This window comes from Streptomyces sp. NPDC001450, assembly GCF_053597295.1.
The window spans coordinates 72,643-98,737 of record NZ_JBSFHY010000007.1 but is presented as its reverse complement, the minus strand read 5'-3'; the positions used below and the strand labels follow the sequence as shown (position 1 = coordinate 98,737).

Here is a 26,095-nt window from a genome sequence, read left to right as displayed (position 1 = left end):
CGCCCCCGGGGGGTGGGTTCAGCGGGCTGCCTCCTTCGAGACCAGGGCTACCGCTTCTTCGACCTCGTCCGTCACGTGGAACAGGAGCAGATCCTTCTCGGCGGCCTTGCCCTGGGCCACCAGGGTGTTCTGCAGCCAGGTCACCAGGCCGCCCCAGTACTCGCTGCCGAAGAGGACGATCGGGAAGCGGGTGACCTTCTGCGTCTGGACGAGGGTGAGGGCCTCGAAGAGTTCGTCGAGGGTGCCGAGGCCGCCCGGGAGGACGACGAAACCCTGCGCGTACTTGACGAACATCATCTTGCGGACGAAGAAGTAGCGGAAGTTGAGGCCGATGTCGACGTAGGGGTTGAGCCCCTGCTCGAAGGGCAGCTCGATGCCGAGGCCCACCGAGATGCCGCCCGCCTCCAGCGCACCCTTGTTGGCCGCCTCCATCGCCCCGGGGCCACCGCCCGTGATCACGGCCCAGCCGGCCTCGACCAGCCCTCGGCCCAGCCGCACCCCGGCGTCGTACTCGGACGAGTCCACCGCCGTACGGGCGGAGCCGAACACGCTGATGGCGGGGGGTAGTTCGGCCAGCGTGCCGAAGCCCTCGATGAACTCCGACTGGATCCGCAGGACCCGCCACGGGTCGGTGTGCACCCAGTCGGAGGGCCCGCCCGCGTCCAGCAGCCGCTGGTCGGTCGTACTCGCCGTGACCTGGCTGCGCCGTCGGAGGACCGGGCCGAGCCGTTGCTCGTCCGGCGGCTGCTTCTTCCCCTCGGGGTTTCCGGTAGCCATGTGCGCTCCCTCCGCTTGCCGGTAGTTCGATCTCAGACTAGATCTACGCGGGTTACGGAGGGGGGACGTATGCGTGTCCGCCATGAAGCGGCGTGCGGGAACCTCTACGCCGTGAGCCAGGTGCGCAGCCGTTCCTCGCCCGCCAGGATCTTGGCCACCTCGACCCGCTCGTCGCGCTTGTGCGCCAAGTGCGGGTTGCCGGGACCGTAGTTGACGGCCGGAACGCCGAGCGCGGAGAAGCGGGACACGTCCGTCCAGCCGTACTTGGGCTGCGGGGTGCCGCCCACCGCCTCGATGAAGGCGGCCGCGGCCGGGTGGGAGAGACCGGGCAGCGCGCCGGGGCTGTGGTCGTCGATGACGAACTCCGCCACGCCGCAGTCCGCGAACACCTCGCGGACGTGCGCGATCGCCTCCTCCTCGGTGCGGTCGGGGGCGTAGCGGAAGTTGACGCTCACCACGCACTCGTCCGGGATGACGTTGCCCGCGACTCCGCCGGTGACGCGGACCGCGTTCAGGCCCTCGCGGTACTCCAGGCCGTCGATGACCGGGTAGCGGGGCTGGTAGGAGGCCAGCCGGGCCAGGATCGGGGCCGCCGCGTGGATGGCGTTGGAGCCCATCCAGCTGCGCGCCGAGTGGGCTCGCTCGCCGGTGGTCTTCAGCAGGACCCGCAGCGTGCCCTGGCAGCCGCCCTCGACCTGGCCGTCGGAGGGCTCCAGGAGGACCGCGAAGTCGCCCTGCAGCCAGTCCGGGTGGGCCTCGGCGACGTGCTTGAGGCCGTTGCGTTCGGCGGCGACCTCCTCGTTGTCGTAGAACACGAAGGTCAGGTCCCGGTTGGGGGCGGGGACCGTGGCCGCGATCCGCAGCTGCACCGCCACGCCGGACTTCATGTCGCAGGTGCCGCAGCCCCAGAGCACGCCGTCCTCGTCCAGCCGGGACGGCACGTTGTCCGCGATGGGCACGGTGTCGATGTGGCCGGCCAGGATGACCCGCTCCGCACGGCCCAGGTTCGTCCGGGCGATCACGTTGTTGCCGTACCGGTCGACGGTGAGGTGCGGCAGGGCGCGCAGGGCGGTCTCGATCACGTCCGCGAGGGGCTTCTCGGCACCGCTCTCGGAGGGGAAGTCCACGAGTTGTGCGGTGAGCGCGGCGGCGTCCAGCGTGAGGTCAAGCGAGGTGTCGGCCATGGTCCCGACCCTAGGGGGTGTCTTCTGGATCAGGCCAGCGACGCAGGATCCGGCACGCACATCTGCCGCGTTGCCGTCGGTCCCCGACGCTCCGCGCCGGGTCCGGTGTGCGCTGCGCTCGGTGGACCCGGCGTGAGGGGCGGGGAGGGCTCCAGTACCTTGTACGCGTGCCAGAGCCGTCCCCCACTCGCCCCAAGCGCCGCGGCCGCCTCGTCCGTATCGGTGCGGCCCTGTTGGTCCTGTCCGGCGTCGCCGCCTATCTCGTGGTGCAGTACGTCACCGGAGGCCCGGGCGCGAGAGGCTGCCGGGTGGTCTCCGGCACGGGTGACGGGGCCTCCTACGAGTTCACGCCCGAGCAGGCGGTGAACGCGGCGACGATCGCCGCGGTCGGCACCGGGCGGGGCATGCCCGAGCGGGCGGTGACCATCGCGCTGGCGACCGCCATCCAGGAGTCGGGGCTGCGCAACATCCGGCACGGCGACCGGGATTCCCTGGGCCTGTTCCAGCAGCGGCCCTCGCAGGGCTGGGGCACCGAGCAGCAGGTCATGGACCCGGCGTACGCGGCGGGCATCTTCTACGCGCACCTGGCCAGGGTGCCCGACTACGCCGGCCTGCCGCTGACGGTGGCCGCGCAGCGGGTGCAGCGCAGCGGCTATCCGGAGGCGTACGCCAAGCACGAGCCGGACGCCACGCTGCTGGCGGCCGCGCTGACCGGGCACTCGGCGGCCACGCTGACCTGCGACGGGCGCCCGGAGCGCGCCGCCGAGGCGACCGGGCCCGACGCGGTACGGGCCGCGCTGGTGCGGGACTTCGGGCGGGACGCGCTGCAGGAGACCGGGGCGGAGGTGGGCGGTACGGAGGTTCCGTCGCCCTCACCGTCCCCGAGTGTGACCGCTACGGCGCACGGCCGGACCGTGACCGTGCCGGTGCCCGAGGGCCGCAGGACGGACGCCGGCGGGCGCGACGAGCGGGAGCGGGGCTGGCAGCTGGCGCACTGGGCGGTGGCCAACTCCTCGTCGCTGCACATCCAGCGGGTGGCGTACGCGGGGCGGGAGTGGACCGCCGGGAGCAACGGCGGCCAGTGGCGCACGGCCGGCACGCAGGGGACCGCGGGGGCGGAGAAGTCCGCGGGGGCGGTCCGGATCGTCACCGGACAGTAGTGCGGGGGCTCACTCGGCCGGGTTGTGCGGCTTCGGGGTGGGCGTGTTTTCCCGCGGATTTCGGCGTGGATTCGGGATCCCTTGGAAATCAAGGGCTGTAAGGATTCTGCGGGATCGCACGGCGGCGCCCTTTGCCCGTTTTTATCCACAAACGATAATGCGATGCGTTATCCATTCTTTACCTTTGGCGTCCGCAACCTTCGTCGGCTTCGAGCGGTAGTCACGGCGTCCGAGTCCGGACACATTCACCGTTCTCCACCCGTCGAATGGAGCATCATGTCCCTCCCCCTGACCCGCCGGATCGCCCGTGCCGCGCTGCTCGTCGCAGCGGGAGCGGCCGCCGGGGTAGGTGCGGCCGGCTCTGCCAGCGCGGCCACGAACCTGCCGGCGGCGCCCGCGAACCTCGGCGGTGTGACCGCCCTGGACGGGGCACACGTCGGCGACACCGTCGACGGTGCGGCGCAGAACGTCACCGATCTGGCGGGTAACGCGGGCGGCAAGGCGGTCAAGCAGGCGGTGCCGGCCGCGGGCAAGACCGGCGGTGGTGCCGTCAAGAAGACGACGCCTGCGGTGCAGAAGGCCGCGGGGGACGCGGCCCGGACCGCGGGGGGTGCCCTCGGGGACACCGCGTCCAGCGTGACGAAGGGTGGGCTGCCGGCGGACTCGCTCACCAAGGGTGGGCTGCCGACGTCGTCCCTGCCGACGAAGGGTCTGCCGACGTCGTCCCTGCCGACGAAGGGTCTGCCGCTGGGCGGCTGAGCGCCTGGCTTTGACGGCCGACGGGGTCCAGGGGTTCCTGGGCCCCGTCGGTTTTCGCGTGCCTACGTCGGCCGGGGCCGGGCCGCTGCGGCTGCGGCGGTTACGCCGTCAGGCGTTCCACCGCCGCGCGGACCCTCTCGTCCGTTGCCGTGAGGGCCACTCGTACGAACTTCTCGCCGGCCTCGCCGTAGAAGTCGCCCGGGGCCACCAGGATGCCGAGGCCGGCCAGGTGGGACACCGTGGTCCAGCAGGACTCGTCCCGGGTCGCCCAGAGGTAGAGGCTGGCCTCGCTGTGTTCGATGCGGAAGCCGTGGTTCAGGAGGGCTTCGCGCAGGAGGGCGCGGCGGGACGCGTAGCGCTCGCGCTGGACGCGGACGTGCTCGTCGTCGCCCAGGGCCGCCACCACCGCCGCCTGCGTCGGCGCAGAGGTCATCATGCCGCCGTGCTTGCGGATCTCCAGGAGGGGCCCCAGGACGGCCGGGTCACCGGCCACGAAGGCGGCGCGGTAGCCGGCCAGGTTGGAGCGCTTGGAGAGGGAGTGGACGGCGAGGACGCCGTCGTAGGAGCCGCCGTTGACGTCGGGGTGCAGGACCGAGACCGGGTCGGCCTCCCAGCCCAGCTCCAGGTAGCACTCGTCGGAGACGAGCAGGACGCCGTGTTCGCGGGCCCAGGCGACGATGCCGGTCAGCTCGTCCTTGGAGAGGACCTTGCCGGTGGGGTTGGAGGGCGAGTTCAGCCAGAGGAGCTTCAGGTTCGCCGGGTCCAGGTCGCGCGGGTCGTCGTAGACCTCGTACGCGGCGCGGGCCAGGCGGGCGCCGACCTCGTACGTCGGGTAGGCCAGGCGCGGGTAGGCCACCTTGTCGCCGGGGCCGAGGCCCAGCTGGGTCGGCAGCCAGGCGACGAGTTCCTTGGAGCCGAGGACCGGCAGGACGTGGCGGTGGGTGACCTCGCGGGCGCCCAGGCGGCGCTCCAGCCAGCCGGTGATCGCGTCACGCAGCGCGGGGGTGCCCCAGACCGTCGGGTAGCCCGGCGAGTCGGCCGCGTCGACCAGAGCCTTCTGGATCAGTTCGGGGACCGGGTCGACCGGGGTGCCGACGGACAGGTCGACGATGCCGTCCGGGTGCGCGGCGGCCGTCTTCTTGTACGGCTCGAGCTTGTCCCAGGGGAACGTCGGAAGGCGGTCGGAGACTGCGGACACGGATCTTGCTCGCTTTCGTCGGTACGGCAAACGCCTCGGTCCCGCACGGCGCGATCTGGGCGATCGGGCCGTACGGGCCGAGGCGATGGGGGTCCCCTGCTCGAGCGAAGCCGAGAGCTTGGGGGAGGATGGCGGGCCGTCGGCCGCTCAAACGGTCACTAGGCCTGCGGCGGCAGCGCGGCGATGAAGGGGTGGTCGCGCTCGATCAGCCCCAGCTTGCTGGCACCGCCGGGAGAGCCCAGCTCGTCGAAGAACTCGACGTTCGCCTTGTAGTAGTCCTTCCACTCCTCCGGAGTGTCGTCCTCGTAGAAGATCGCCTCAACCGGGCAGACCGGCTCACAGGCACCACAGTCGACGCATTCGTCCGGGTGGATGTACAAGGACCGGGAGCCCTCGTAAATGCAGTCGACCGGGCACTCCTCGATGCACGCCTTGTCCTTCACGTCGACACAAGGCTGCGCGATGACGTAGGTCACGCTGTCGTTCCTCCTCGATAGGGCGCTGGCGGGCCTCCATAGGCTCCGCCGCCTGGCGCGCGGGAGCGCGGCGTCGTCGATGCCCGCCTCTAGTATCTCCGTTCCGGGGCATGATCCATACAGGAGGGGTGAACTGACCAGTGGAAATCTCGGCGATAGGGCGCTTCGAGGTCCGTATCACCGCTGCTGACGTGGGCAAACGTGTTTCCGTGCGGTGCTTGGGCGAGCCTGGGGTGACGCAGCAGAAGTTCACCGACACGGTGGGTGTTCTCACATCATGGGACGACGGCGTGCTCATGATCACACGGCGGGACGGGCGGAGCGTCCGGATCGCGGAGTCCGTGCTGGTCGCGGGCAAGGTCGTGCCGGCCGCGCCGGCCCGCCGCCGGGGTCCCGCCGCGAGCTACCCGGAGCTGGCGCGGATCGCCGCGCGCGCGTGGCGTCCGGTGGAGAGCGAGCGGCTCGGCGAGTGGGAGCTGCGGGCCGCCGGCGGGTATACGCGGCGGGCCAACAGTGTGCTGCCGCTCGGTGACCCCGGGCTTCCGCTCGACGCGGCGCTGGAGGCCGTACGACGCTGGTACCGCGAGCGCGGCCTGCCCGCCTACGTGCAGACCGCCACCGGCGCCGAGGGCACGCAGGAGCTGCTGTGCGCGGAGCTGGAGCGGCGCGGCTGGGTGCGGGAGGTGACCGCCGAGCTGTGGATCGGGGCGCTGGCGCCGGTCGCGGACCGGGCCGAAGGTGCCGGGGTGGTGCTGTCCCGGGAGGCGGACGAGGCGTGGCTCGCGCGGTATCAGCGCAAGGGAGTGAGCGAGGTGGCCCTGCGGGTGCTCGGGTGGGGGTCCCCCCGCTCGAGCGAAGCCGAGAGTGGGGGAGGCCCGTCGGTGTGGTTCGCGACGGTGCCCGGTGCGGCCGGGGAGCCGCCGGCGGCGATCGGGCGGTGTGTGGTGGACGGACGCTGGGCCGGTTTCGCCGCCGTCGAGGTCGATCCCGCCCTGCGACGGCAGGGGCTGGCGACCGAGGTGATGGCCGCGCTGGCCCGCCGCGCCCTGGACGAGGGCGCTTCGGCGGCCTGGCTCCAGGTGGAGGACGACAACGAGGCGGCCCGCGCCCTGTACGCCGGCCTCGGCTTCGCCGCGCACCATGCGTACCACCACTACCGGGCGCCGGAGGAGAGCGACGACGAGCCCCCTCACCCGGCGCCGAAGAACACTCGCGTCGATGGGTCGTAGGGATCGCTGTGGACGGGCATGAGCCAGGCATGCGGCACCGTTTCCTTCCGCCTCCGTATCCGCCCCCGCCGGAGCGGTCCGCCGAGGTGCGGCGGCGGTTCGGGGAGGAGGCGCGGTCCGAGCGGCCGGATCTGTCGGCGCTGTGTCTGCTGATCGGTGCCGAGGCGGACGGGACGCTGGACGAGGCCGGGATGGACGCGGCCCAGCTGGAGCTGGACCGGCTGGCCGGGCTGCTGCCCTACCGGCCGGGCGGGCCGCCGGCGTGGGCACAGGCGCTGTGCCGGCTGCTGGGCGAGCGCTACGAGTTCCACGGGACCCCGTCCGACTACCAGCGGCTGGAGTCCTCGCTGCTGCACGAGGTACTGCGGCGGCGGCGCGGGCTGCCGATCCTGCTGTCGGTGGTGTGGATGGAGGTGGCGAGACGGGCGGGCGCCCCGGTGTACGGGGTCGCGCTGCCCGGGCACTTCGTGGTCGGGTTCGGGACGGCGCAGGAGCAGGTGCTGGCCGATCCGTTCGACGGCGGAAAGGTGCTGACCGGGGCGGATGCCGAGCTGCTCGTGGTGGGGGCCACGGGGACGCCGCTGCAGCCGTCGATGCTGGTGCCCGCGACGCCTCTGGAGGTCGTGCAGCGGATCCTGAACAACATCCGGGCGTGGGCCTCCGCCCGGCCCGAGCGGTCGGACGTCGCGCTGCGGGCCGTGGAGTTGAGCCTGCTGCTGCCCGCGCATCCGGCTCGGCTGCGCTACGAGCGGGGTCAGCTGCTGGTGCAGCGGGGCGAGTTCGCGGCGGGGGCCGAGGAACTGGACACGTACGCCCACCTGATCGAGGTCGTCGACGAGTCGGCCGCCCGGCGGGTGCGGCAGCAGGCCCACACCGCCCGGGCGATGCTCAACTGAGCTTCAGAGCCAGCCCTTCTCGCGCGCGATCCGCACCGCCTCCGCCCGGTTCCGTACCGCGAGCTTCTGGATGGCCGTGGAGAGGTAGTTGCGGACCGTGCCCTGGGAGAGGTGGAGGGCCTGGGCCAGCTCCGCGTTGGTGGAGCCGTCGGCCGCGGCGCGGAGCACCTCCCGCTCCCGGTCGGTGAGGGGGTTGGCGCCCTCGGCCAGCGCGGCTGCGGCCAGGGTGGGATCGATGACCCGTTCCCCGGACAGCACCTTGCGGACCGCGTCGGCGAGTTGGGCGGCCGGTGCGTCCTTGACGAGGAACGCGTCGGCGCCCGCCTCCATGGCGCTGCGCAGATAGCCGGGGCGGCCGAAGGTGGTGAGGACGACGAGTTTGACCGCGGGGTACTCGCGGTGCACCCGGGCCGCCGCCTCGATGCCGGTGCAGCCGGGCATCTCGATGTCGAGCAGCGCGACGTCGACGCCGTGCGTGCCGACGGCCGCCAGAACCTCGTCCCCGCGCGCGACCTGGGCGACGACCTCGATGTCGTCCTCCAGGCCGAGAAGGGCGGCCAGCGCCTCGCGGACCATCGACTGGTCCTCGGCCAGCAGGACCTTGATCGTGCTCGTCATGCCCCGGATCCTACGTCCGCCGAGGCGGTCGCAGGCACCCGGGCGACCAGCCGGAACCCGTGCTTGACCCGGCCCGCCTCCAGCGTGCCGCCGGCCTTCTCCAGACGCTCGGTCAGGCCGGTCAGACCGTTGCCCGGGCCGTTGCCGGAACCGCCGGATCCGTTGTCCTCGACGCAGAGTTCGAGGACCGAGCCGTCCAGGGTCTGGCGGCGCAGGACCTGTACGACGCACCGGTCGGCGCCGCTGTGCCGGACCACGTTGGTGACCGCCTCGCGCAGCGCCCAGGCGAGGGCGGACTCGGCCTCCTCGGGAATGCCGTCGAGGTCAGGTTCCCCGGGCACCTCGGCCACCACCCCGGCGGCGGTCAGCGCGACCTGGGTGCCGGCGAGTTCGGCGGCGAGGCGGGGGCGGCGGTAGCCGGTGACGGCCTCGCGGACGTCGACCAGGGCCTGGCGGCTGACCTGTTCGATGTCGGCGACCTGCTGGGCGGCCTTGTCGGGATGGTCGGGCAGCATCCGGCCGGCCAGCTCGCTCTTCAGCGTGATCAGCGAGAGCGAGTGGCCCAGCAGGTCGTGCAGGTCGCGGGCGAGACGCAGCCGCTCCTCATTGGCGGCGAGCTGGGCGACGGTGGCCCGGGCCTTGCGCAACTCGATGGTGGTCCGCACCAGTTGGCCGACACCGGTCATCGCGAACCCGATCAGCACCACCAGGAGGAGCAGGCCGCGTGCCTCCTTCTCGCCGGAGTGCAGGCCGATGAGGTACATCACGGCACCCGACGCCGGGATCGCCCAGTAGGCCGCCCGCACCGGCAGGGTCGCCCCGCAGGCCACCGAGAGGTAGACGAAGAGTCCGAGCCAGGCGCTGCCGAGGGTGTAGGCCAGCACGGGGGCGAGGACGCCGAGGATCGCGCCCAGGGTGAGGACGAGGCGCGGGGAGAACGGCCGGCCGATGTTGCGGAAGACCAGCGTCAGATAGACCCCGACGAAGGCCGCGAGGCCGAGCGAGCCGGCCACGGTGGCGGCGGCGGAGTGTCCACCGTTGATCAGGTCGTCGACCGGCGAGCTGAGGAAGACCAGCCAGACACCGATCCACAACGTCTTGACCAGCAGCTCGCGCCGGTTGCGGGGCGGCCAGCCCACGGGCGCGTGCTTCGTGTCCGCCGCCGTCCGGTCTTCCGTCATCGTGCTCACGCCTTCAGCGTGTCCTTCCGGTACAGCCAGGCCGCGCCGCCCGCGAAGAGGACGAAGGAGACGACGAGGATGGCGATGTCCTGGGCTTCCGGGGCCTGGCTCTGTTCGATCGCCCGCCCCAGAGCAGCGTACGCGTGCGTGGGGAACCACTTGGCGATGTCCTGGAGCCACTGCGGGAAGGTGGTGGTCGGCATCCACAGGCCGCCCAGCATCGACATGCCGAAGTAGGTGATCATCGTGATCGGGCGGACCGCGTCCCCGCTGGCGAGGTAGCCGAGGGCGACGCCGAGCGCGGCGAAGACGAGGCTGCCGGCCCAGATGGCGCCGGTGAGGGCGAGCCACTGCCAGGCGTCGAGTCGTACGTCCTTCACGGCCGCGGCGACGACGAAGACGATGACGATCGACGGGAGGCTGACGACGGCCGCGCCGGCGGTCTTGGCGAGGACGTAGCCGCGCCCCGGGAGGGTGGTCAGCCGCAGCTGCCGTACCCAGCCGCTCTCGCGCTCCTTGGCGATGCGCTCGCTGTTGCCCATCAGGACGGCGGTGAGCGCGCCGAAGGAGGCCATGGAGACCATCATGTAGGTCGGCAGGGTGAGGCCCGAGCCGTCGATCTTCGTCTTGGAGTCGGCGTTGCCCGCGATGAGCAGGAACAGGGCGGAGGGGTAGATCACCGAGAAGAACAGGAACTTGCGGTTGCGCAGGGCGCGGGCGAGTTCGAGCTTGATCAGGCTGCTCATGACTGCTTGGCCTCCTCGGCCTCCGTGATGGCGACGAAGGCCTGCTCCAGGCCGAGGCCGGCGACTTCGAGGTTGCGGGGGTAGACGCCGAGGCCGTACAGGGCGTGGACGGTCGCGTCGGCGTCGGAGGACTGGATACGGACGGTGTGACCGGAACCCGCGGCGGAGCCGCTGTTGGACACAGTGACGGAGGTGAGGAAGGGCAGGCCGCGCAGGGCCGCCTCGTCGATGGTCCCCTCCAGGTCGAAGGAGACCCGGCGGGCGCCCGCCTTGGCCTTGATCTCGGCGGCGGTGCCGTCGGCGAGGAGGCGGCCGCGGTGCAGCACGAGCACGCGGTCGGCGATGGCGTCGGCCTCTTCGAGGTAGTGGGTGGCGAAGAGGACCGTACGGCCCTGGTCGGCCTGTTCCCGCATGGTGCCCCAGAAGGCCTGGCGGGCGGAGACGTCCATGCCGGTGGTCGGCTCGTCCAGGACGATCAGGTCGCTGTCGCCGGCGGTGGCGAGGGCGAAGCGGACGCGCTGGGCCTGGCCGCCGGAGAGCTTGTTGACCTTGCGGTCGGCGATCTGTGTGAGGCTCGCGCGGGCGAGGACGTCGGCGGCCTTGTACGGCTTCGGGTGCAGCGAGCAGGCCAGCTTCACCAGCTCGGCGACGGTGACCTCGTCCATCAGCCCGCCGCTCTGCAGCATGGCCCCGACCCGGCCGGCGACGATCGCCTCGCGCGGGCTGGTGCCGAACACGCTCACCGTGCCGCCGTCGGCCTGCTTGAGGCCGAGCAGCAGGTCGAGGGTGGTGGACTTGCCGGCCCCGTTCGGGCCGAGGAGGGCGACGGTCTCGCCCGGGTACAGCCGGAGCGAGAGCCCGTCGACGGCTCGTACGCTCCCGTACGTCTTGGTCACCTGGTCGAACCCGACCACCGGGGTGGTGGTGGCCGGTGCCGCTGTCGTTGTCATGCCCACCATGCTGGCCGTGGGGGCCCTGGACGCGGCAGTGTCGGCGGTCCCGAGTGCCGGATGACAGATGTCACGCAGTGCGGATGACACGTCACGCGGTTCGGGCGACACGCGCGCAGGGGGCGCCCGGCGGACGCCCCCTGTCGGCTCGCGCTAGCTCGGGTTCGTGGGAATGACCGCGACCCGGTTGGTCTTGCTCATCAGCGCCTGGCGCAGGGCGACGTAGACGTCCTGCGGCGTGACGGCCGTCTTCTTGCCGTTGGCCCGGGTGATCAGCACGCCGTCGAAGGCCTGGCCGTACAGCTGCTTCAGGGCCGCCAGGTCGGGCTTGTCGGTGAGCTTGCCGTCGGGCGTGGCCTCCACCCTCAGGAACTTCCACAGCGAGTTCTGCGGGCTCAACGGGACCGAGTGCGCCGCGTCCGTCTGCACCGTCACGCGGGCCGACATCGCCGGCTCGGCGAACGCCTTCATCTCCCGGTCGACCTCGGCGTTCGAGACCGTCGGCTGCTTGGTGGTCGTCGGCACGGACACCGGGGTCGCCGTGTCCGTCTCCACCAGCGTGCGGTACGCCTGTTCGACCGCCTGGGCCGACCGGGCCGCGTCGATGGCCTTGCCCGCCTTGCCGTAGACGGCCACGGCCTTGCCGGCCTGGAACTTGATGGTGCCGTCGGCGACCGCGCCGGAGCCGGAGCCGCCGCCGGCCTGCTGGAGCGCGGCCTGGAGCTTCTCCTCGTCGACCGGCATGACCGGCTCGACCACCCGCTTCTGACCGAAGAGGGAGCCGATCACGGAGACCGGGTTGTAGTCGCTCTTCGCGGCCTCGCTCACGGTGCTCTGGAAGTCGAACTGCAGGCCCGCGTTGTCCGGCGCCAGGGACACCGTCCGGCCGCCCACGGAGAGCTTCAGCGGCTTGTTCACCCGGCCGCCGAAGGCGTCGTCGAGCTTCCTGACGGCATCGTCGCGGGTGCCGCCGCCGATGTCGACACCGAGCACGGTGGTGCCCTTGGGCACGTCGGTGTGGTTCATCAGCAGGCCGGCGCCGTAGGCACCGCCCGCGAGGACGAACACGCCGACGCCGAGCAGCACGAGCTTGCTGCGGCCCTTCTTCTTCGGCTTGGCCTCGGCCTTGGGGCGCGGGGCCGGGTCGGGCAGCTTGGGGGCCGTGTGCGGCACCGGGCCGTCGGGGTGCGCGCCGGAGCCGAACGGGGCGTTCCCGGCGGACGGGACGACGGGGATGCCGCTGGTGACGGTGTGTCCGGAGACGTTGTCCGGGGCGCGGTAGCCGGGCACGCCCGGTTCGGGGGCCGGCTTCTGCGGGGTGAGGATCGCGGTGTCGTCGCTGAGGCCGCCGCCGGGTGCCGTGCCGGGGCCGGCGAGGGCACCCGGGGCGAGCGGGCCGCCGGGCAGCTGGTGGCTGCCGGTGTCGCCGTAGCCGCCCGGGCTGTCGAAGGACTCACCCAGATCCCTGTCGAAGTCGCTGAGCGAGCTCCGCGGAGCGGCCGGCGGGACGAACGGTCCGTCGCCGGTGACCGGTCCACCGGTCGGGCCCGCCGGGCCCTGCGGACCGCGGCCGCCCTGGCCGGTCGGCCCGTTGAAGCCACTGGGTCCGCCGGGGCCGCCGGACGCGCTCGCGCCAGGGGTGCCGCTGCCGTCGAATCCGCTCGCGCCGCCGCTCTCCGCGAAGTACGGCAGGTCGTCGCGGCTCGGTTCGCCGCCGGGCGCGCCGGGGCGGGAGCCGCCGCGCGGGCCCGCGGCCAGCACCTCGGTCACGTCGAAGGAGCCGGTGCCGCCGCCGTGCCCCGGGGCCACGGGGCCGCCGGTGGCGCTCGGCAGGCCCGAGCCGTTCGTACCGCCGGGGCGGGAACCGCCGGGCACGCTCATGGAGCCGACCACACCACCGGGGCGGCCGCCGCTGGGGCGAGCGCCGGCACCCGGTGCGCCCGAAGTGCCCGAACCGCTCGGCTTGCTCGGCGCGGCGGCGGAACCGCCGGGCATCCCGGACCCGTTCGTGCCGCCGGCGCCCGGACCGCCCTTGGGCGCGCCGGACTTGCGGGGCGCGAACCAGTCGCTGGCCTTCTCCTCGGCCTGCGGGGTGGGCTCGGCGGGGGGTTCGACGGTGCCGGTGGACTTCGCGGCGGCGGGGGCCGGCCGCGTGTCGGCGCCGGAGTCGTCCCCGGTGGTCTCGCCGTCGCCGACGGGCTTGCGCACGACGACCGGCGGGATGGGCCGGGATCCGGGGATGTTGATCCGGATCCGCGTCGTCAGCGTGGTCTCGGTCTTACGTTCCTCGGGCTGGGTGGCCGAACGGCCCGCGTCCGCGCCGACGTCGGAAACCATGGGGGTTCCGTACGGCGGCGTCCCCGAGGGGTATGCGGCTCCGCCGGACCCGTTGGGCCCGGAGGACGGAGTGTCAGTTTCACGACTCAAGGCAGGTTCTCCCGGTTGGCTCCGCCGCCCGTTACGACCTCAGCGGGCAGCTCGGCGGCGCGCACCACCATACTGGCCACGTCTGGCGCGTATCCCATGACCGCCGAGGAAACCCACACCGGACTCGCACGTGCGTCGCACGGCGAAGTGGTACGTCACTTGCCAAGTCGGGCGGGACCGTCGTGAGGTTGCCGTCCGGGGGCAAGGGTGGCGCAGATCACAGCCAGGGCCATGCCACCGAGCAGGAAGAGGTAGGAGCCGACTCCCGCGCCGAACAGGAAGTCGCCCTCGCGGCGGGTGGCGGTGAGCAGGACGACGGCGACGATCCAGCCGGCCACCGGCGCGACCGCCCCGGCCCGGCCGCCGAGCGCGTACGCCCCGCCGAGGAACAGCCCGGCGGCGCCCGCGAGGGCGAGCAGCAGCCCGCCCGGGAACCAGGCGGCCTGGACCAGGGTTCCGGCGAGCCCGACGATCGCACCGAGCAGCAACAGCCCGAGGTGGGCGGCCATCCGCCCGGCCGAGGGCCGCCGCATCGGCTGGGCCAGCATCGAGCCGCGTCCGGCGGTGCTCATGACGCCTCCTCGGTGGCGATGCCTGCGAACAGGTCGGTCTCCCCGGGCTGTGCCCGGCCGCGCACCAACTCGTAGTACTCGGTGGTGAACAGCGGCTGGGCGAGTTCGTTGGAGAGCGCGAAGTACGGCTCGGCCACGTCGATCTGGGTGACGTGGGCACGCATCGCGGCGGCCTTGGCGGCCGCGTGGGCGCTGCCGTCGATCGCGGTGGTGATCCGCTCGTCGTCGACCACGCCGGGTACGTCGGCCACGCTGCCGCTCTTCGCGAACGGGAGGTTCGGCAGCTCGTCCTCGAGGCGGGAGAATGCGGCCTCGGCGACGGAGCGCGGGACGCGGTTCCAGTAGACCTTCTCGATCCCGTGTCCCTGTTCGACCGCCAGGTCGACGGCCCGCATGGCCACGCGGTGGGCCTGGATGTGGTCCGGGTGGCCGTACCCGCCGTTGTCGTCGTACGCGACGAGGACCTGCGGGCGGACCTCCAGGATCACCTCGACGAGCGACCGGGCGGCGTCGTCCAGGTCGGCCTGCCAGAAGCAGGCGGGGTCCTCGTTGTCGGGAACGCCCATCATGCCGGAGTCGCCGTAGCGGCCCGCACCGCCGAGCAGCCGCAGGTCCGCGACGCCCAGCTCACGCAGGGCGGCGCTCAGCTCGTCGCGCCGGTGTGCGCCCAGCGCGGCGCCGGTCAGATGCCGCAGCTCGGGCGGGATGACCTCGCCCCGCTCCCCCAGGGTGCAGGTGACCACGGTCACATGGACACCCTCGGCCGCGTACCTGGCCATGGTCGCGCCGTTGTTGATCGACTCGTCGTCCGGGTGCGCGTGCACCAGCAGCAGACGCCGGGCGGGCAGTTCCGTCATGGGACCACCCTACGAGGCACTCGTCTCGTCCTTGTAGCGCGGCAGACCGTCCGTCGAGATCGTCCAGTCCGCGATGGTGACGTCCTCGCCGTAGACGAAGTCCTTGCGGGTGGCGTAGCGGGGGCCGTCGGGGGTGGGGTGGATGTCGGTGAGGACGGCGCCGGTGGCGGTGCGGGGGTCGAAGATGGCGTAGATAGGGATGCCGAGCAGCGGGTAGTCGCGCATCTTGCCGACCCAGTCGTTGTCCGGGTTGGAGCGGGAGACGATCTCGATGGCGGCGATGAGCGTACGGGGGTCGATAGAGCCCTCGACATCGAGATCAGTCCAGGCGATGACCATCACGTCAGGGTGTCGCATGATGCCCTCGGGCTCGTCTTCCACATCGGGCTTGCCGTTGTGAGCCAGCAGCTCGTCCGGCATCGCCTTCTCCAGACGGCGGCTGACGCGTGCGGCCGTGACCTCGTGGGGCCCTCCCGGCGACATCATGTCGTGGACGATCCCTTCCTTGGTGATCTCGAATTTCCCCGGGATGACGTCGTCCATCGACTGAACGACGTCTCGCATGGTCAGGTACAGGTGGGAGGCACCCTGCCGCGCGTTGTCCGGTGCGATGGTCATGGCGCTCGCTCCTCGTCTTCTGTGCCCAGGGGCAAGGATCGTCGCTCTCATGCTAGGCGGCCTCCAAGAGATCGGTTCGGCAGTCGCGGCAGCGGCCGGGTTCGGGCGCTCGGAAGGCGCGGTCGCAGCGGTCGCAGGTCTGGAGCGGGTGCCGTACGGGCGGCAGGGCGGCCGGTGCGCGGAACGGCGGTGGGGGCGGCAGCTGGGCGCGTGGCCGGTGTTCGCACGTGACCGTGGGGGCCGCCCGCTTCTTGGTCAGTGTCGTGCTTCCGCGAGCCGAGTAAAGGGCGCTCCAGCACGGGTGAGAAGCGAGCGAGCGGCCCGGGAAAGCGGGTGGTTCGACGGGGCTGGGCCCTTGGGTCCCCTGCGTTCGCACAGTCGGCTGTGGGGGCGCGCTCGCACCTCGCCGGCACGCCGGGCCGGCTCAGCGGTTTGCGGCCGGTGGTGGGCCTTCGGGGTGCCGCATCGCCCCTCCCACTCGGGGGTGATTGGCAGGAACGGGCCAGTGAGCGGTGGATCCGTTCCAGTCCTCCAGTAGGAGCATGGGCCTCGCCTTGCGGGGTCGTCTCGGCCCCTTGACCCAAATGCACCACTCACCCCATGAGCGGGGACGGAGGAGGTGCGTGCGGCACATGTGACGCATGAGGCCGCAACCCCCGACCAGCATCGCTCTGGGCCGGGTCCGACGCCGCCGGGCCGTACCCCAAGCCCTCAAGTTCCTCAGAACTTGATGCTGCCGATCATGCTGGCGACGTTCGTCGTCAGCTCACTGATCGTGGGGGCGACGGTCGAGGACGCGAGGTAGAAGCCGAGCAGCATGCAGACGACCGCATGACCGCCCTTCAGTCCTGACTTCTTGATCAGCAAGAAGACGATGATCGCCAGCAGCACCACCGCCGAAATCGAGAGTGCCACGGCGGCTCACCTCCAAAGATCCCAGGGACGCGGGGGGTACGGACTATGGGGGTTGTCACTCGGTTGTAGATCGGTAGAGCAATTCCATGCACACGCCAGCAGGTTCATACCCACTCAGCGGTAGTGATCATAACTATCCGTACTCGCGCATCGCTCGGCGCATGGCCGCACAAGGGGGCGCATGGCCAATATGGTCGGGGTATGACGACCGAGGCTGACTCCTTCCCCCGTCGACACGCCCGCACGCAGCGGTTCACGCTCGGCGCGCCGCGTGCGTTCACCGTGGCACCCGACGGCTCGCGTGTCGCGTTCCTGCGTTCGGGCTCCGGCACGGACCGGGCCAACTCCCTGTGGGTCCTCGATCCGACGGACGGCACCGAGCACCTGGCGGCCGATCCGTACGCCCTCCTGGAGGGCGCCTCGGAACAGCTCTCGCCCGAGGAGCGGGCGCGCCGGGAGCGCAGCAGGGAGGGCGGGGCCGGCATCGTCGGCTATGCCACCGACGCGGCCGTGGAGTTGGCGTCTTTCGCCTTGTCAGGGCGGCTTTTCACGGCCGAACTGCGGGCCGGTACGGCACGCGAACTCCGGGTCCCCGCACCGGTGATCGACCCGCGTCCATCGCCGGACGGGCGGCACATCGCGTACGTGACGCAGGGCGCGCTGCGGGTGACGCGCGCCGAGGGCGCGGACGACCGGGCGCTGGCCGAACCGGAGGCCGATCAGGTCACCTACGGACTCGCCGAGTTCATCGCGGCCGAGGAAATGGAACGTTCGCGCGGATTCTGGTGGGCGCCGGAGTCGGACCGGCTGCTGGTGGCGCGCGTGGACGACACGCCGGTGCGGCGGTGGTGGATCGCCGACCCGGCCCACCCGGACCGTGAGCCACAACACGTCGCGTACCCTGCGGCCGGGACGGAGAACGCGGACGTACGTCTGTTCGTGATCGACCTCGACGGCAGCCGCACGGAGGTCGTCTGGGATCGTGCGCGCCATCCGTATCTGGCGCGTGTGCACTGGTCAGAGGCGGGTGCGCCGCTGCTGCTGGTACAGGCGCGCGACCAGCGCAGCCAGGTGTTCCTGGCGGTGGATCCGGACTCGGGTTCGACCCGGATGGTGCACGCGGACGAAGATCCAACATGGCTGGATCTTTTCGCCGGAGTGCCCTGCTGGAGCCCTTCCGGGCAGCTTGTCCGCATCGCGGACGAGGGGGGTGCCCGGGTGCTGGCGGTGGGCGAACGGCCTTTGACCGGGCCGCAGTTGCACATCCGTGCGGTACTCGACGTGACGGCCGACGACGTGCTGGTTTCGGCGTCGGCGGGCAAGGAGGCGGAGACCCCGGAGACCGGCGAGGTTCACGTCTACCGGGTGAACGAACTCGGCGTGGAACGCGTGTCGCAGGAGCCCGGGGTGCACTCGGCGGTGCGCGCCGGAGGCGTGACGGTCCTGGTGTCCGCGACGCTCGACAGTCCGGGTACCCATGTCCAGGTGCTGCGTGACGCAAAACGAACGGCGACTGTCCGGTCCTGCGCCGAAGTTCCCGGTTTGTCACCTCGGGTGACCCTCACCGAGGGGGGCGCACGCCGAATTCCGTGCGCCGTGCTTATGCCTACGGACTACCCCGGCGACACTCCCCTGCCCGTCCTCCTGGATCCCTACGGCGGCCCGCACGGCCCGCGCGTGGTGGCCGCGCACAACGCGCATCTGACCTCGCAGTGGTTCGCCGACCAGGGCTTCGCGGTGATCGTCGCCGACGGCCGGGGCACGCCGGGCCGCTCGCCGGCCTGGGAGAAAGCGGTCCACCGCGACTTCACGCTCACCCTGGACGACCAGATCGAGGCCCTCCAGGACCTGGCCGAGCGCTACCCCCTCGACCTCTCCCGGGTGGCCGTCCGCGGCTGGTCCTACGGCGGCTACCTGGCCGCCCTCGCCGTCCTGCGCCGCCCAGACGTCATCCACGCGGGCATCGCGGGCGCCCCGGTCACGGACTGGCGCCTCTATGACACCCACTACACCGAGCGCTACCTCGGCAACCCGGTCGAGGACCCGGCGACGTACACGCGCAACTCCCTGGTCACCGACGAGGGTCTGTCCTCCCCCGCCGAACCGCACCGCCCCCTGATGATCATCCACGGCCTGGCCGACGACAACGTGGTGGCCGCCCACACCCTGCGCCTCTCCTCGGCCCTCCTCGCCGCGGGCCGCCCCCACGAGGTGCTCCCCCTGTCCGGCGTCACGCACATGACCCCCCAGGAACAGGTCGCGGAAAACCTGCTCCTGCTCCAGGTGGACTTCCTCCGGCGTTCGCTGGCACAACCGGGCAAACACGCATGAACTGCGTTTACACGCAGGCAACTTCACGGAAGCGGTACCGATATACGGACGCGCGAGGCTGAACAGCGTACGGCCGTGCGGGTGCCGTAAGCGGGCCGGGGATGCGCATGTCACCCCGGCCCGTTGCCGTTCGCCCCGGCCGCCTCCGGCGGGACCACCTGTTTCTCCTCCGCGAAGTGGCAGGCCGAGTCGTGGGCGGCGGGGCCGGACGTGCCGCGGAAGTCCTCGGGAACCGCCAGGAGCGGGACCTCCAGGGTGCAGCGCTCCCGGGCCTTCCAGCAGCGGGTGCGGAAGCGGCAGCCCGAGGGGATCTTCGTCGGGGAGGGGACGTCGCCGGTGAGGATGATCCGCTCACGGTGTTCACGGGCCTCGGGGTCGGGGACCGGGACGGCGGAGAGGAGCGCCTGGGTGTAGGGGTGGGTGGGGTGGTCGTAGATCTCGGCGTCCCTGCCGATCTCCACGATGCGGCCCAGGTACATGACCCCGACCCGGTCCGAGATGTGCCGGACGATCGACAGGTCGTGCGCGATGAAGACGTAGGCGAGGTCGAACTCCGCCTGGAGGCGGTCCATCAGGTTGATCACCTGGGCCTGGACCGAGACGTCCAGGGCGGAGACCGGCTCGTCGGCGACGATCACCTCGGGGCGCAGGGCCAACCCCCGGGCGATGCCGATGCGTTGGCGCTGGCCGCCGGAGAACTGGTGCGGGTAGCGGTTGATGTACTCGGGGTTGAGGCCGACCACGTCCAGCAGTTCCTGCACCCTGCGGCGGCGGTCGCCCTTGGGGGCGGCTTCGGGGTGGATCTCGTACGGCTCCCCGATGATGTCCCCGACCGTCATCCGGGGATTGAGGGAGGTGTACGGGTCCTGGAAGACCATCTGGATGTTGCGGCGCACCGCCTTCAGGGCCCGGCCGGACAGCCCGGTGACGTCCTCGCCCTTGAACCTGATCGAGCCCGCCGTCGGCCGCTCCAGGCCGCACAGCATCTTCGCCACCGTCGACTTGCCGCAGCCCGACTCCCCGACGATGCCGAGGGTCTCGCCCTTGGCGAGGGCGAAGTCGACGCCGTCGACCGCCTTCACCGCGCCGACCTGCTTCTTGAACAGGATCCCCCGCATCAGCGGGTAGTGCTTGACGAGGCCGCTGACCTCCAGGACCGGTTCAGCCATGCAGGCACTCCCTCCAGAAGTGGCAGGCGCTGCCGCGATCGCCGGAGACCTCGTACAGCGGCGGTACGTCCGTACGGCACACGTCCTGGGCCATCGGGCAGCGGGGGTGGAAGGCGCAGCCGGGCGGGATGTCCATGAGGTTCGGCGGCAGGCCCTTGATGGCGTACAGCTCCTGCCCCTTCTGGTCCAGGCGCGGGATGGAGTCCAGCAGGCCGCGGGTGTAGGGGTGGGCGGGCGCCTTGTAGATGTCGTGGACGGGGGCCGACTCGACGATCCTCCCCGCGTACATCACCGCGATCCGGTCGGCCACGTCCGCCACGACGCCCAGGTCGTGCGTGATCAGGATGAGGCCCATGCGGTACTCGCGCTGCAACTCCGCGAGCAGGTCCATGACCTGGGCCTGGACGGTGACGTCCAGGGCGGTGGTGGGCTCGTCGGCGATGATCAGGGCCGGCTCCAGCGCGAGGGCCATCGCGATCATGATGCGCTGGCGCATGCCGCCGGAGAACTGGTGCGGGTAGTCCCTGACCCGCTCCTCGGCGGCCGGGATGCGCACCCGGTCCATCAGCTCGACGGCCTTGGCCCGCGCGTCCTTCTTCGACATCCCCCGGTGCACGACGAACATCTCGCCGAGCTGGTCGCCCACGGACAGCACGGGGTTGAGCGCCGACAGCGCGTCCTGGAAGATCATCGCCATTCCGGCGCCCCGGATCCTCCGCCGCTCCTCCTCCTTCAGCTTCAGCAGGTCCTTGCCCTGGAAGAGGATCTCTCCCCCGGTGATCCGCCCGGGCGGCATGTCGAGGATGCCCATGACGGCCTGCGCGGTGACCGACTTGCCGGATCCGGACTCGCCGAGCACGGCGAGCGTCTCACCCGCGTCCACGCCGTAACTGACACCGTTGACGGCCTTGGCGACCCCGTCCCGGGTCCCGAACTCCACATGCAGGTCACGGACTTCGAGCAGCACGGCAGCTCACCTCAGCTTCGGGTCGAGGGCGTCGCGCACCGCGTCGCCGAGCATGATGAAGGCCAGGACCGTGAGGGCGAGGGCTCCCGAGGGCCAGAGCAGGGCGTGCGGGGCGTTGCGGATGTAGGGGGAGGCGGCGGAGATGTCGATGCCCCAGGACACGTTCGGCGGCTTCAGTCCGACGCCGAGGTAGGACAGGGTCGCCTCCAGCGTGATGTACGTGCCGAGCGCGATGGTCGCCACGACGATCACCGGCGCGACCGCGTTGGGCGCGATGTGCCGCATCAGGATGCGGGAGTTGGAGGCACCGAGGGAGCGGGCGGCCTGGACGTAGTCGTTCTGCTTGGCCGTGATGACCGAGCCGCGCGCGATGCGGGCGATCTGCGGCCAGCCGAGCAGCACCATGAACCCGATGACCGGCCAGACCGTGTTGCTGGTCACCACGGAGAGCAGGACGAGACCGCCGAGGACGACCGGGATGGCGAAGAAGATGTCGGTGACGCGGGACAGCACCGAGTCCCCGAGGCCGCCGAAGAAGCCCGCGAGCGCGCCGAGCACCGAGCCGAGGACGGCGACGCCGAGCGTGGCGCACACGCCCACCGTGACGGACGTACGAGCGCCGTAGACGGTCCGCGTGTAGACGTTGCAGCCCTGGCCGTCGTACCCGAAGGGAGCTCCCGGCTGCGAGCCCTGCTGGGCCTTGGACAGGTTGCATGTGAGGGGGCTGCCGGAGGCGATCGCCGAGGGCCACAGGGAGATGAAGACCAGGAAGAGGATCACCAGCCCCGAGATGATGAAGACGGGGTTGCGGCGCAGGTCGCGCCAGGCGTCGGACCAGAGGCTGCGGGGTTTGCCCGCCGGCCCCCCTGGTGCCCGTCCGCCGGAGGCGGCTGATGGTTGCGGCTCCAGCGTCTGCGCCTCGCTCGCCGCCAGGTCCATCCCGCCGCCCGCGCCGGTGGCCGCGATCGCGCGGTCGGGGTCGTACGGCTGCTCAGGCATAGCGGATCCTCGGGTCGAGTACGGCGTAGAGCAGGTCGACGAGCAGGTTGGCGATGAGGAAGACCAGGACGAGGATCGTCACGAAGCCGACCACGGTCTGGGTGTTCTGCCGGACGATGCCCTGGTAGAGCTGGTAGCCGACGCCGTGGATGTTGAAGATCCGCTCGGTGAGGATGGCGCCGCCCATCAGCGCGCCGATGTCGGCGCCGATGAACGTGACGACGGGGATGAGCGAGTTGCGCAGCAGGTGCCGGGTGACGACGCGGCGCCTGGGCAGGCCTTTGGCGATCGCCGTACGGACGTAGTCGGACCGCTTGTTCTCCGCGACGGAGGTACGGGTCAGCCGGGTGACGTAGGCGAGGGAGACGGACGCGAGGACGAGGCCGGGCACGATCAGCTCGGAGAAGGGGGCCTCCGGGGAGACGGACGGCTGGATCCAGCCCCACTGGACGCCGAGGAGGAGCTGGAGCAGCAGACCGGTGACGAAGACGGGCACGGAGATGACGACCAGGGTGCCGAGGAGCACACCCGTGTCGAGGGGCCGCCCGCGGCGCAGGCCCGAGAGCACGCCCAGGGTGATCCCGATGACGACCTCGAAGAGGATCGCGACGATCGTCAGCCGGATGGTCGGCGGGAACGCCGTCGCCATCAGTTCGGTGACGGGCTGGCCGTTGAAGGCGGTGCCGAAGTCGCCGGTGAAGAGGTTGCCCATGTAGGTCAGGTACTGCTGCCACAACGGCTTGTCGAGGCCGAACTCCTTCTTCAGCTGGGCGGCCGTCGCCGGGTCGCAGGCCCGCTCGCCGCACAGCCCGGCGATGGGGTCGCCCATCACGTTCACCATCAGGAAGATCAGCAGGGTGGCCCCGACGAAGACCGGGATCATCTGGAGCAGCCGCCGGACGACATAGCGCCCCATGGCGGCTCAGCCGACCTTGATCTCGTTGTAGACGGGGACGCTGAACGGGTTGAGCGCCACGTTGGACAGCCGCTGGGAGTAGCCCGCGCTGCCGTTCTGGTACCAGAGCGGGATGGCGGCCATGTTGTCCCGGACGACCGCCTCGGCCTTCTGGAAGGTGGAGACGGCCTTGGCGGTGTCCGTCTGGGCGTTGGCCTGGTCGACGAGCTGGTCGAAGTCCTTGTTGGACCACTTGCCGTCGTTGGAGGAGGCGTTGGTGTAGTAGAGCGGCTGGAGGAAGTTCTGGATGAGCGGGTAGTCCATCTGCCAGCCCGCCCGGAACGGGCCGCTCATCTTGTGCTGCCCGATCTGGTTGCGGAAGTCGGCGAAGGTGCCGACGGGGTTGCCCACGCAGGCCTTCTCGTTGCCGAGCGCGTTGTTGACGGAGTTGCACACGGCGTCGATCCACTCCTTGTGGGAGCCCGTGTCCGCGTTGTACGTGATCTTGACCTGGCCGCCGGGGAGCCCGCCGCCCTCCTGGACCAGTTTCTTGGCCTCGGTGGGGTCGTACGCGCAGGCCTTGCCGCACAGGCCGTCCTGGAAGCCGCCGGCCGTGCCGAGGACCGGGGAGGTCCAGTCGGTGGCGGGGGTGCGGGTCTTCTGGAAGATCGTGTCGGTGATCTGCTTGCGGTCGATCGCCATGGACAGACCGGTGCGGACCTTCTCCGAGCCCGCCTTGTTCCAGGCCGGGTCGTAGTACGGGAAGGCCAGAGTCTGGATGATGCCGGCGGGCGAATTGATGTACCGGCCGCCCAGGTCGCTCTTGACGTTCTTCAGCTGGGCTGCCGGGACGTCGTCGACGAGGTCGAGGTTGCCGGCCATCAGGTCGGTGTAGGCGGTGTTGCCGTCGGTGTAGACCTTCAGGGTCACACCGGCGTTCTGGGCCTTGTCCGGGCCCGGGTAGCCGTCCCACTTCTTCAGGGCCATCTGCGAGCCCTTCGTGTAGGACTCGATGGCGTAGGGCCCGTTGCCGACCGGCTTGCTCAGCCAGGCCGAGTGGTCGGTGAAGAACGACTGCGGCAGCGGGGCGAAGGCCGCGTAGCCGAGGGTGTCCGGGAAGCTGGAGAACTTCTGGTCGAGCTTGACGGTGAAGGTGAGGTCGTCCACGACCTTCAGACCCGACAGGGTTTCGGCGCTCTGCGACCCGCTGTCGGGGTGGACCTTGTCGTAGCCCTCGATGTAGCCGAAGAAGTAGGCGTTCTTCTGGTTGTTCTTCAGGCTCGCGCCGTAGTTCCAGGCGTCCACGAAGGACCTGGCGGTCACCTTCTCGCCGTTGGAGAAGGTCCAGCCGTCCTTCACCTTGATGGTGAAGTTCTGCGAGTCCTTGGTCTCGATGCTCTCGGCGAGCATGTCCTTGGCCTGGCCGGTCTTCGGGTCGTACCGCTTCAGACCCCGGAAGACCATGTCGAGGACCTTGCCGCCCTGCACCTCGTTGGTGTTGGAGGGCTCCAGCGGGTTCTGCGGGTCGCCCCAGGAGGAGCTGAGCACCCCGGCGGCGGTCCCGCCACTGGTGTCCGCGCCGCCCCCGCACGCCGCCGCGGCAAGCGCCACCGCCACCGCGCCGGCGGCCCGTCCGGCGTGCCTGGCTCCGCGCATGGGGGTACCTCCTCCGTGATCGCTCAACCAATACTGGTCAATATTGGCTTATATGCCACATAACGCATGCCTATCGTGCAATCGATGGACCTTGAGGGGTGTGCGTCACTCGAATGCAGGCAGGCTTCGGCGTGACCCGCGAGCGATCTTGAGCCAGGGCGCAATGGATCTCCGCGCAACGATGCTGAAACGTTGGATTGCGACGCGTCGATGTACGCATTTCGGCACACCGTCGTCCGCATATCGAACTTCTTGCCTGAATAGTCCAGTTAGTCCGATGTGAAGCACGAAATGATCACAACGCGCTACCCGCGTAGCTACGGAATGGTCAAGCCCGAGTAAAAAAGGTAAATAGACAACCAAGCCGACCCAGAATTTATTGACCTTGAATGAATTGCGTTGAAAAAGTCCGGCGTAGCCCGTAGGGGAGCGCCCTGCGGAGTCATCAGACCCTCCCTTGGGCCAGGAGCACCATGACCCCCCCAACTCCATCTGCGGCTGCCCCGCTTGAGGTGACCGACGAGAGCGTCGAGAAGTCGACCACTTCTGACGGCTCGAAGGGCAGTGAGAGTCGCTCGCCGGGCCGACTGGCCTGGAAGCGCTTCAAGCGCGACCGGACGGGCGTTATATCCGCCTACGTCGTGATCTTCTTCTTCGTGATCGCGATAGCAGCGCCGCTGATAGCGAAGCTGTACGGCAAGGACCCGTACACCACCTACGGGAGCCAGGACCCGAGCCTGTTCGATGCTTTCTCGTACCCGGCAGGCCCCAACGGCGGCATGAGCTCAGAGTTCTGGTTCGGCATCGAGCCGCAGCTCGGCCGCGACGTCTTCACGTTCCTGCTGTACGGCATCCGGACCTCGCTGGGCATCGCCGTGGCCGCCACGCTGGTCACTGTGGTCGTCGGTGTCGTGGTCGGCATCACGGCGGGCTACCTGGGCGGTAAGACCGACTACCTGGTCGGCCGGGTCATCGACATCCTGCTGTCGTTCCCGTCCACGCTGTTCTTCATCGCGTTCATGCCGGTCGTCTACGGCATCTTCGTCGCCCCCGACGACGACATCCCGACCTGGTTGCGCGCCATCGCCCTGATCGTGGTGCTGTCCACGTTCGGCTGGGCCTCCATCGCGCGTCTGCTGCGTGGTCAGGTACTGGGCCTGCGCGAGCGCGAGTTCGTCGAGGCGGCCAAGGTCACGGGTGCGTCTCCGATGCGCATCGTGTTCAAGGAGCTGCTGCCGAACCTGTGGACGCCGATCATCATCCAGTCCACGCTGTTGCTGCCGGCCCTCGTGACCACCGAGGCGGGCCTGTCCTTCCTCGGTGTCGGCATCATCGACCCGACCCCGGACTGGGGCGTCATGATCGCCCGAGGCGCCCAGTTCTACTCCCAGGACATCACCTTCATGCTCTTCCCGGGCATCTCGATGGTGATCTTCGTCGTCGCCTTCAACCTGCTCGGCGACTCCGTGCGCGACGCGCTCGACCCGAAGTCCAAGCGGTAGCAAGCCAGTTCCA

The 26,095-nt window shown here is 70.7% G+C and carries 24 protein-coding genes and 1 pseudogene; 6 read left to right on the top strand and 19 right to left on the bottom strand.

Annotation, left to right across the window (positions count from 1 at the left end):
- Positions 1 to 18: 18 nt before the first annotated feature.
- Positions 19 to 777 carry an LOG family protein gene (locus ACWC5O_RS09625; protein WP_450581014.1) on the bottom strand — a complete coding sequence of 253 codons (759 nt, stop codon included), beginning with the start codon at positions 775 to 777 and terminating at the stop codon, positions 19 to 21.
- 104 nt (positions 778 to 881) lie between these two features.
- Positions 882 to 1,961 (bottom strand): succinyl-diaminopimelate desuccinylase, encoded by a 1,080-nt coding sequence (gene dapE / locus ACWC5O_RS09620; RefSeq protein ID WP_450581015.1) that lies wholly within the window; start codon positions 1,959 to 1,961, stop codon positions 882 to 884.
- Between the two features lie 167 nt (positions 1,962 to 2,128).
- Here dapE and ACWC5O_RS09615 point away from each other — a divergent pair, with 167 nt between their 5' ends.
- Positions 2,129 to 3,121 (top strand): heavy metal transporter, encoded by a 993-nt coding sequence (locus ACWC5O_RS09615; protein ID WP_450581016.1) that lies wholly within the window; start codon positions 2,129 to 2,131, stop codon positions 3,119 to 3,121.
- Between the two features lie 276 nt (positions 3,122 to 3,397).
- Positions 3,398 to 3,880 carry an ATP-binding protein gene (locus ACWC5O_RS09610; RefSeq protein WP_450581017.1) on the top strand — a complete coding sequence of 161 codons (483 nt, stop codon included), beginning with the start codon at positions 3,398 to 3,400 and terminating at the stop codon, positions 3,878 to 3,880.
- A 100-nt stretch (positions 3,881 to 3,980) separates the two neighbouring features.
- On the opposite strand, the gene ACWC5O_RS09605 is transcribed toward ACWC5O_RS09610, so the two are convergent.
- Together ACWC5O_RS09605 and fdxA are read right to left on the bottom strand one after the other, a co-directional pair.
- Positions 3,981 to 5,078, bottom strand: coding sequence for a bifunctional succinyldiaminopimelate transaminase/glutamate-prephenate aminotransferase (locus tag ACWC5O_RS09605; protein WP_450581018.1), 1,098 nt, complete (start codon positions 5,076 to 5,078; stop codon positions 3,981 to 3,983).
- Between the two features lie 158 nt (positions 5,079 to 5,236).
- Positions 5,237 to 5,554, bottom strand: a complete 318-nt coding sequence (gene fdxA / locus ACWC5O_RS09600) for a ferredoxin (protein WP_010047804.1) — start codon at positions 5,552 to 5,554, stop codon at positions 5,237 to 5,239.
- A gap of 140 nt (positions 5,555 to 5,694) precedes the next feature.
- Here fdxA and ACWC5O_RS09595 point away from each other — a divergent pair, with 140 nt between their 5' ends.
- Complete coding sequence (locus ACWC5O_RS09595) at positions 5,695 to 6,783, top strand: GNAT family N-acetyltransferase (RefSeq protein WP_450581019.1); 1,089 nt, start codon at positions 5,695 to 5,697, stop codon at positions 6,781 to 6,783.
- 29 nt (positions 6,784 to 6,812) lie between these two features.
- Complete coding sequence (locus tag ACWC5O_RS09590; protein ID WP_450581020.1) at positions 6,813 to 7,679, top strand: transglutaminase family protein; 867 nt, start codon at positions 6,813 to 6,815, stop codon at positions 7,677 to 7,679.
- 3 nt (positions 7,680 to 7,682) lie between these two features.
- Here ACWC5O_RS09590 and ACWC5O_RS09585 read toward each other — a convergent pair whose 3' ends face one another.
- The 10 genes and pseudogenes from ACWC5O_RS09585 to ACWC5O_RS09540 form a co-directional block, all read right to left on the bottom strand.
- The gene (locus tag ACWC5O_RS09585) at positions 7,683 to 8,297 is read right to left on the bottom strand and encodes a response regulator (protein ID WP_450581021.1); all 615 of its coding nucleotides are present in this window, start codon (positions 8,295 to 8,297) and stop codon (positions 7,683 to 7,685) included.
- The gene (locus tag ACWC5O_RS09580) at positions 8,294 to 9,487 is read right to left on the bottom strand and encodes a sensor histidine kinase (protein ID WP_450581022.1); all 1,194 of its coding nucleotides are present in this window, start codon (positions 9,485 to 9,487) and stop codon (positions 8,294 to 8,296) included. Before ACWC5O_RS09580 ends, ACWC5O_RS09585 begins: the two co-directional genes overlap by 4 nt.
- Positions 9,484 to 10,224 carry an ABC transporter permease gene (locus ACWC5O_RS09575; RefSeq protein ID WP_450581023.1) on the bottom strand — a complete coding sequence of 247 codons (741 nt, stop codon included), beginning with the start codon at positions 10,222 to 10,224 and terminating at the stop codon, positions 9,484 to 9,486. The genes ACWC5O_RS09580 and ACWC5O_RS09575 overlap by 4 nt, the downstream gene beginning before the upstream one ends.
- Complete coding sequence (locus tag ACWC5O_RS09570; RefSeq protein ID WP_450581024.1) at positions 10,221 to 11,174, bottom strand: ABC transporter ATP-binding protein; 954 nt, start codon at positions 11,172 to 11,174, stop codon at positions 10,221 to 10,223. The genes ACWC5O_RS09575 and ACWC5O_RS09570 overlap by 4 nt, the downstream gene beginning before the upstream one ends.
- 153 nt (positions 11,175 to 11,327) lie before the next feature.
- Entirely contained in the window at positions 11,328 to 13,601 is a 2,274-nt protein-coding gene (locus ACWC5O_RS09565; protein ID WP_450581025.1) for a hypothetical protein, read from the bottom strand.
- Between the two features lie 155 nt (positions 13,602 to 13,756).
- On the bottom strand, positions 13,757 to 14,173 hold the full coding sequence (locus ACWC5O_RS09560) for a DUF6113 family protein (RefSeq protein ID WP_450581026.1): 417 nt from the start codon (positions 14,171 to 14,173) through the stop codon (positions 13,757 to 13,759).
- Positions 14,170 to 15,030, bottom strand: coding sequence for an N-acetyl-1-D-myo-inositol-2-amino-2-deoxy-alpha-D-glucopyranoside deacetylase (gene mshB, locus ACWC5O_RS09555; protein ID WP_450581027.1), 861 nt, complete (start codon positions 15,028 to 15,030; stop codon positions 14,170 to 14,172). Before mshB ends, ACWC5O_RS09560 begins: the two co-directional genes overlap by 4 nt.
- A gap of 9 nt (positions 15,031 to 15,039) precedes the next feature.
- The gene (locus ACWC5O_RS09550; RefSeq protein WP_450581028.1) at positions 15,040 to 15,648 is read right to left on the bottom strand and encodes a Uma2 family endonuclease; all 609 of its coding nucleotides are present in this window, start codon (positions 15,646 to 15,648) and stop codon (positions 15,040 to 15,042) included.
- Between the two features lie 52 nt (positions 15,649 to 15,700).
- Positions 15,701 to 15,868 (bottom strand): annotated as a pseudogene (locus ACWC5O_RS09545) (helix-turn-helix domain-containing protein); the annotation flags it as partial.
- 500 nt (positions 15,869 to 16,368) lie between these two features.
- Positions 16,369 to 16,563, bottom strand: a complete 195-nt coding sequence (locus ACWC5O_RS09540) for a hypothetical protein (RefSeq protein WP_030346161.1) — start codon at positions 16,561 to 16,563, stop codon at positions 16,369 to 16,371.
- Positions 16,564 to 16,764: 201 nt separating this feature from the next.
- On the opposite strand from ACWC5O_RS09540, the gene ACWC5O_RS09535 reads away from it, so the two are divergent.
- Positions 16,765 to 18,894: an alpha/beta fold hydrolase gene (locus tag ACWC5O_RS09535; RefSeq protein WP_450581029.1), complete on the top strand. Its 2,130-nt coding sequence runs from the start codon at positions 16,765 to 16,767 to the stop codon at positions 18,892 to 18,894.
- Positions 18,895 to 19,004: 110 nt separating this feature from the next.
- Here the strand turns inward: ACWC5O_RS09535 and ACWC5O_RS09530 are convergent, their stop codons facing one another.
- Genes ACWC5O_RS09530 through ACWC5O_RS09510 form a run of 5 tightly spaced genes read right to left on the bottom strand, consistent with a single transcriptional unit; the run spans position 19,005 to position 24,580 of the window.
- On the bottom strand, positions 19,005 to 20,063 hold the full coding sequence (locus ACWC5O_RS09530; protein WP_450581030.1) for an ABC transporter ATP-binding protein: 1,059 nt from the start codon (positions 20,061 to 20,063) through the stop codon (positions 19,005 to 19,007).
- A complete protein-coding gene (locus ACWC5O_RS09525; RefSeq protein WP_450581031.1) occupies positions 20,056 to 21,030 on the bottom strand; it encodes an ABC transporter ATP-binding protein in 975 nt (324 codons plus the stop codon). The genes ACWC5O_RS09530 and ACWC5O_RS09525 overlap by 8 nt, the downstream gene beginning before the upstream one ends.
- A 6-nt stretch (positions 21,031 to 21,036) precedes the next feature.
- Positions 21,037 to 22,029, bottom strand: a complete 993-nt coding sequence (locus ACWC5O_RS09520; protein WP_450581032.1) for an ABC transporter permease — start codon at positions 22,027 to 22,029, stop codon at positions 21,037 to 21,039.
- Positions 22,022 to 22,945, bottom strand: a complete 924-nt coding sequence (locus tag ACWC5O_RS09515; RefSeq protein WP_450581033.1) for an ABC transporter permease — start codon at positions 22,943 to 22,945, stop codon at positions 22,022 to 22,024. Before ACWC5O_RS09515 ends, ACWC5O_RS09520 begins: the two co-directional genes overlap by 8 nt.
- 6 nt (positions 22,946 to 22,951) lie before the next feature.
- Positions 22,952 to 24,580 carry a peptide ABC transporter substrate-binding protein gene (locus ACWC5O_RS09510; protein ID WP_450581034.1) on the bottom strand — a complete coding sequence of 543 codons (1,629 nt, stop codon included), beginning with the start codon at positions 24,578 to 24,580 and terminating at the stop codon, positions 22,952 to 22,954.
- 512 nt (positions 24,581 to 25,092) lie between these two features.
- Here ACWC5O_RS09510 and ACWC5O_RS09505 point away from each other — a divergent pair.
- Positions 25,093 to 26,082, top strand: coding sequence for an ABC transporter permease (locus ACWC5O_RS09505; protein ID WP_450581035.1), 990 nt, complete (start codon positions 25,093 to 25,095; stop codon positions 26,080 to 26,082).
- The last annotated feature ends 13 nt before the right edge of the window (positions 26,083 to 26,095 follow it).

What these genes read in the sequence shown, in the direction of transcription:
- ACWC5O_RS09625 (WP_450581014.1), bottom strand. Translation starts at nt 777, where the DNA reads ATGGCTACCGGAAACCCCGAGGGGAAGAAGCAGCCGCCGGACGAGCAA.
- dapE (WP_450581015.1), bottom strand. Translation starts at nt 1,961, where the DNA reads ATGGCCGACACCTCGCTTGACCTCACGCTGGACGCCGCCGCGCTCACC.
- ACWC5O_RS09610 (WP_450581017.1), top strand. Translation starts at nt 3,398, where the DNA reads ATGTCCCTCCCCCTGACCCGCCGGATCGCCCGTGCCGCGCTGCTCGTC.
- ACWC5O_RS09590 (WP_450581020.1), top strand. Translation starts at nt 6,813, where the DNA reads ATGCGGCACCGTTTCCTTCCGCCTCCGTATCCGCCCCCGCCGGAGCGG.
- ACWC5O_RS09585 (WP_450581021.1), bottom strand. Translation starts at nt 8,297, where the DNA reads ATGACGAGCACGATCAAGGTCCTGCTGGCCGAGGACCAGTCGATGGTC.
- ACWC5O_RS09575 (WP_450581023.1), bottom strand. Translation starts at nt 10,224, where the DNA reads ATGAGCAGCCTGATCAAGCTCGAACTCGCCCGCGCCCTGCGCAACCGC.
- ACWC5O_RS09570 (WP_450581024.1), bottom strand. Translation starts at nt 11,174, where the DNA reads ATGACAACGACAGCGGCACCGGCCACCACCACCCCGGTGGTCGGGTTC.
- ACWC5O_RS09560 (WP_450581026.1), bottom strand. Translation starts at nt 14,173, where the DNA reads ATGAGCACCGCCGGACGCGGCTCGATGCTGGCCCAGCCGATGCGGCGG.
- mshB (WP_450581027.1), bottom strand. Translation starts at nt 15,030, where the DNA reads ATGACGGAACTGCCCGCCCGGCGTCTGCTGCTGGTGCACGCGCACCCG.
- ACWC5O_RS09550 (WP_450581028.1), bottom strand. Translation starts at nt 15,648, where the DNA reads ATGACCATCGCACCGGACAACGCGCGGCAGGGTGCCTCCCACCTGTAC.
- ACWC5O_RS09535 (WP_450581029.1), top strand. Translation starts at nt 16,765, where the DNA reads ATGACGACCGAGGCTGACTCCTTCCCCCGTCGACACGCCCGCACGCAG.
- ACWC5O_RS09530 (WP_450581030.1), bottom strand. Translation starts at nt 20,063, where the DNA reads ATGGCTGAACCGGTCCTGGAGGTCAGCGGCCTCGTCAAGCACTACCCG.
- ACWC5O_RS09520 (WP_450581032.1), bottom strand. Translation starts at nt 22,029, where the DNA reads ATGCCTGAGCAGCCGTACGACCCCGACCGCGCGATCGCGGCCACCGGC.
- ACWC5O_RS09515 (WP_450581033.1), bottom strand. Translation starts at nt 22,945, where the DNA reads ATGGGGCGCTATGTCGTCCGGCGGCTGCTCCAGATGATCCCGGTCTTC.
- ACWC5O_RS09510 (WP_450581034.1), bottom strand. Translation starts at nt 24,580, where the DNA reads ATGCGCGGAGCCAGGCACGCCGGACGGGCCGCCGGCGCGGTGGCGGTG.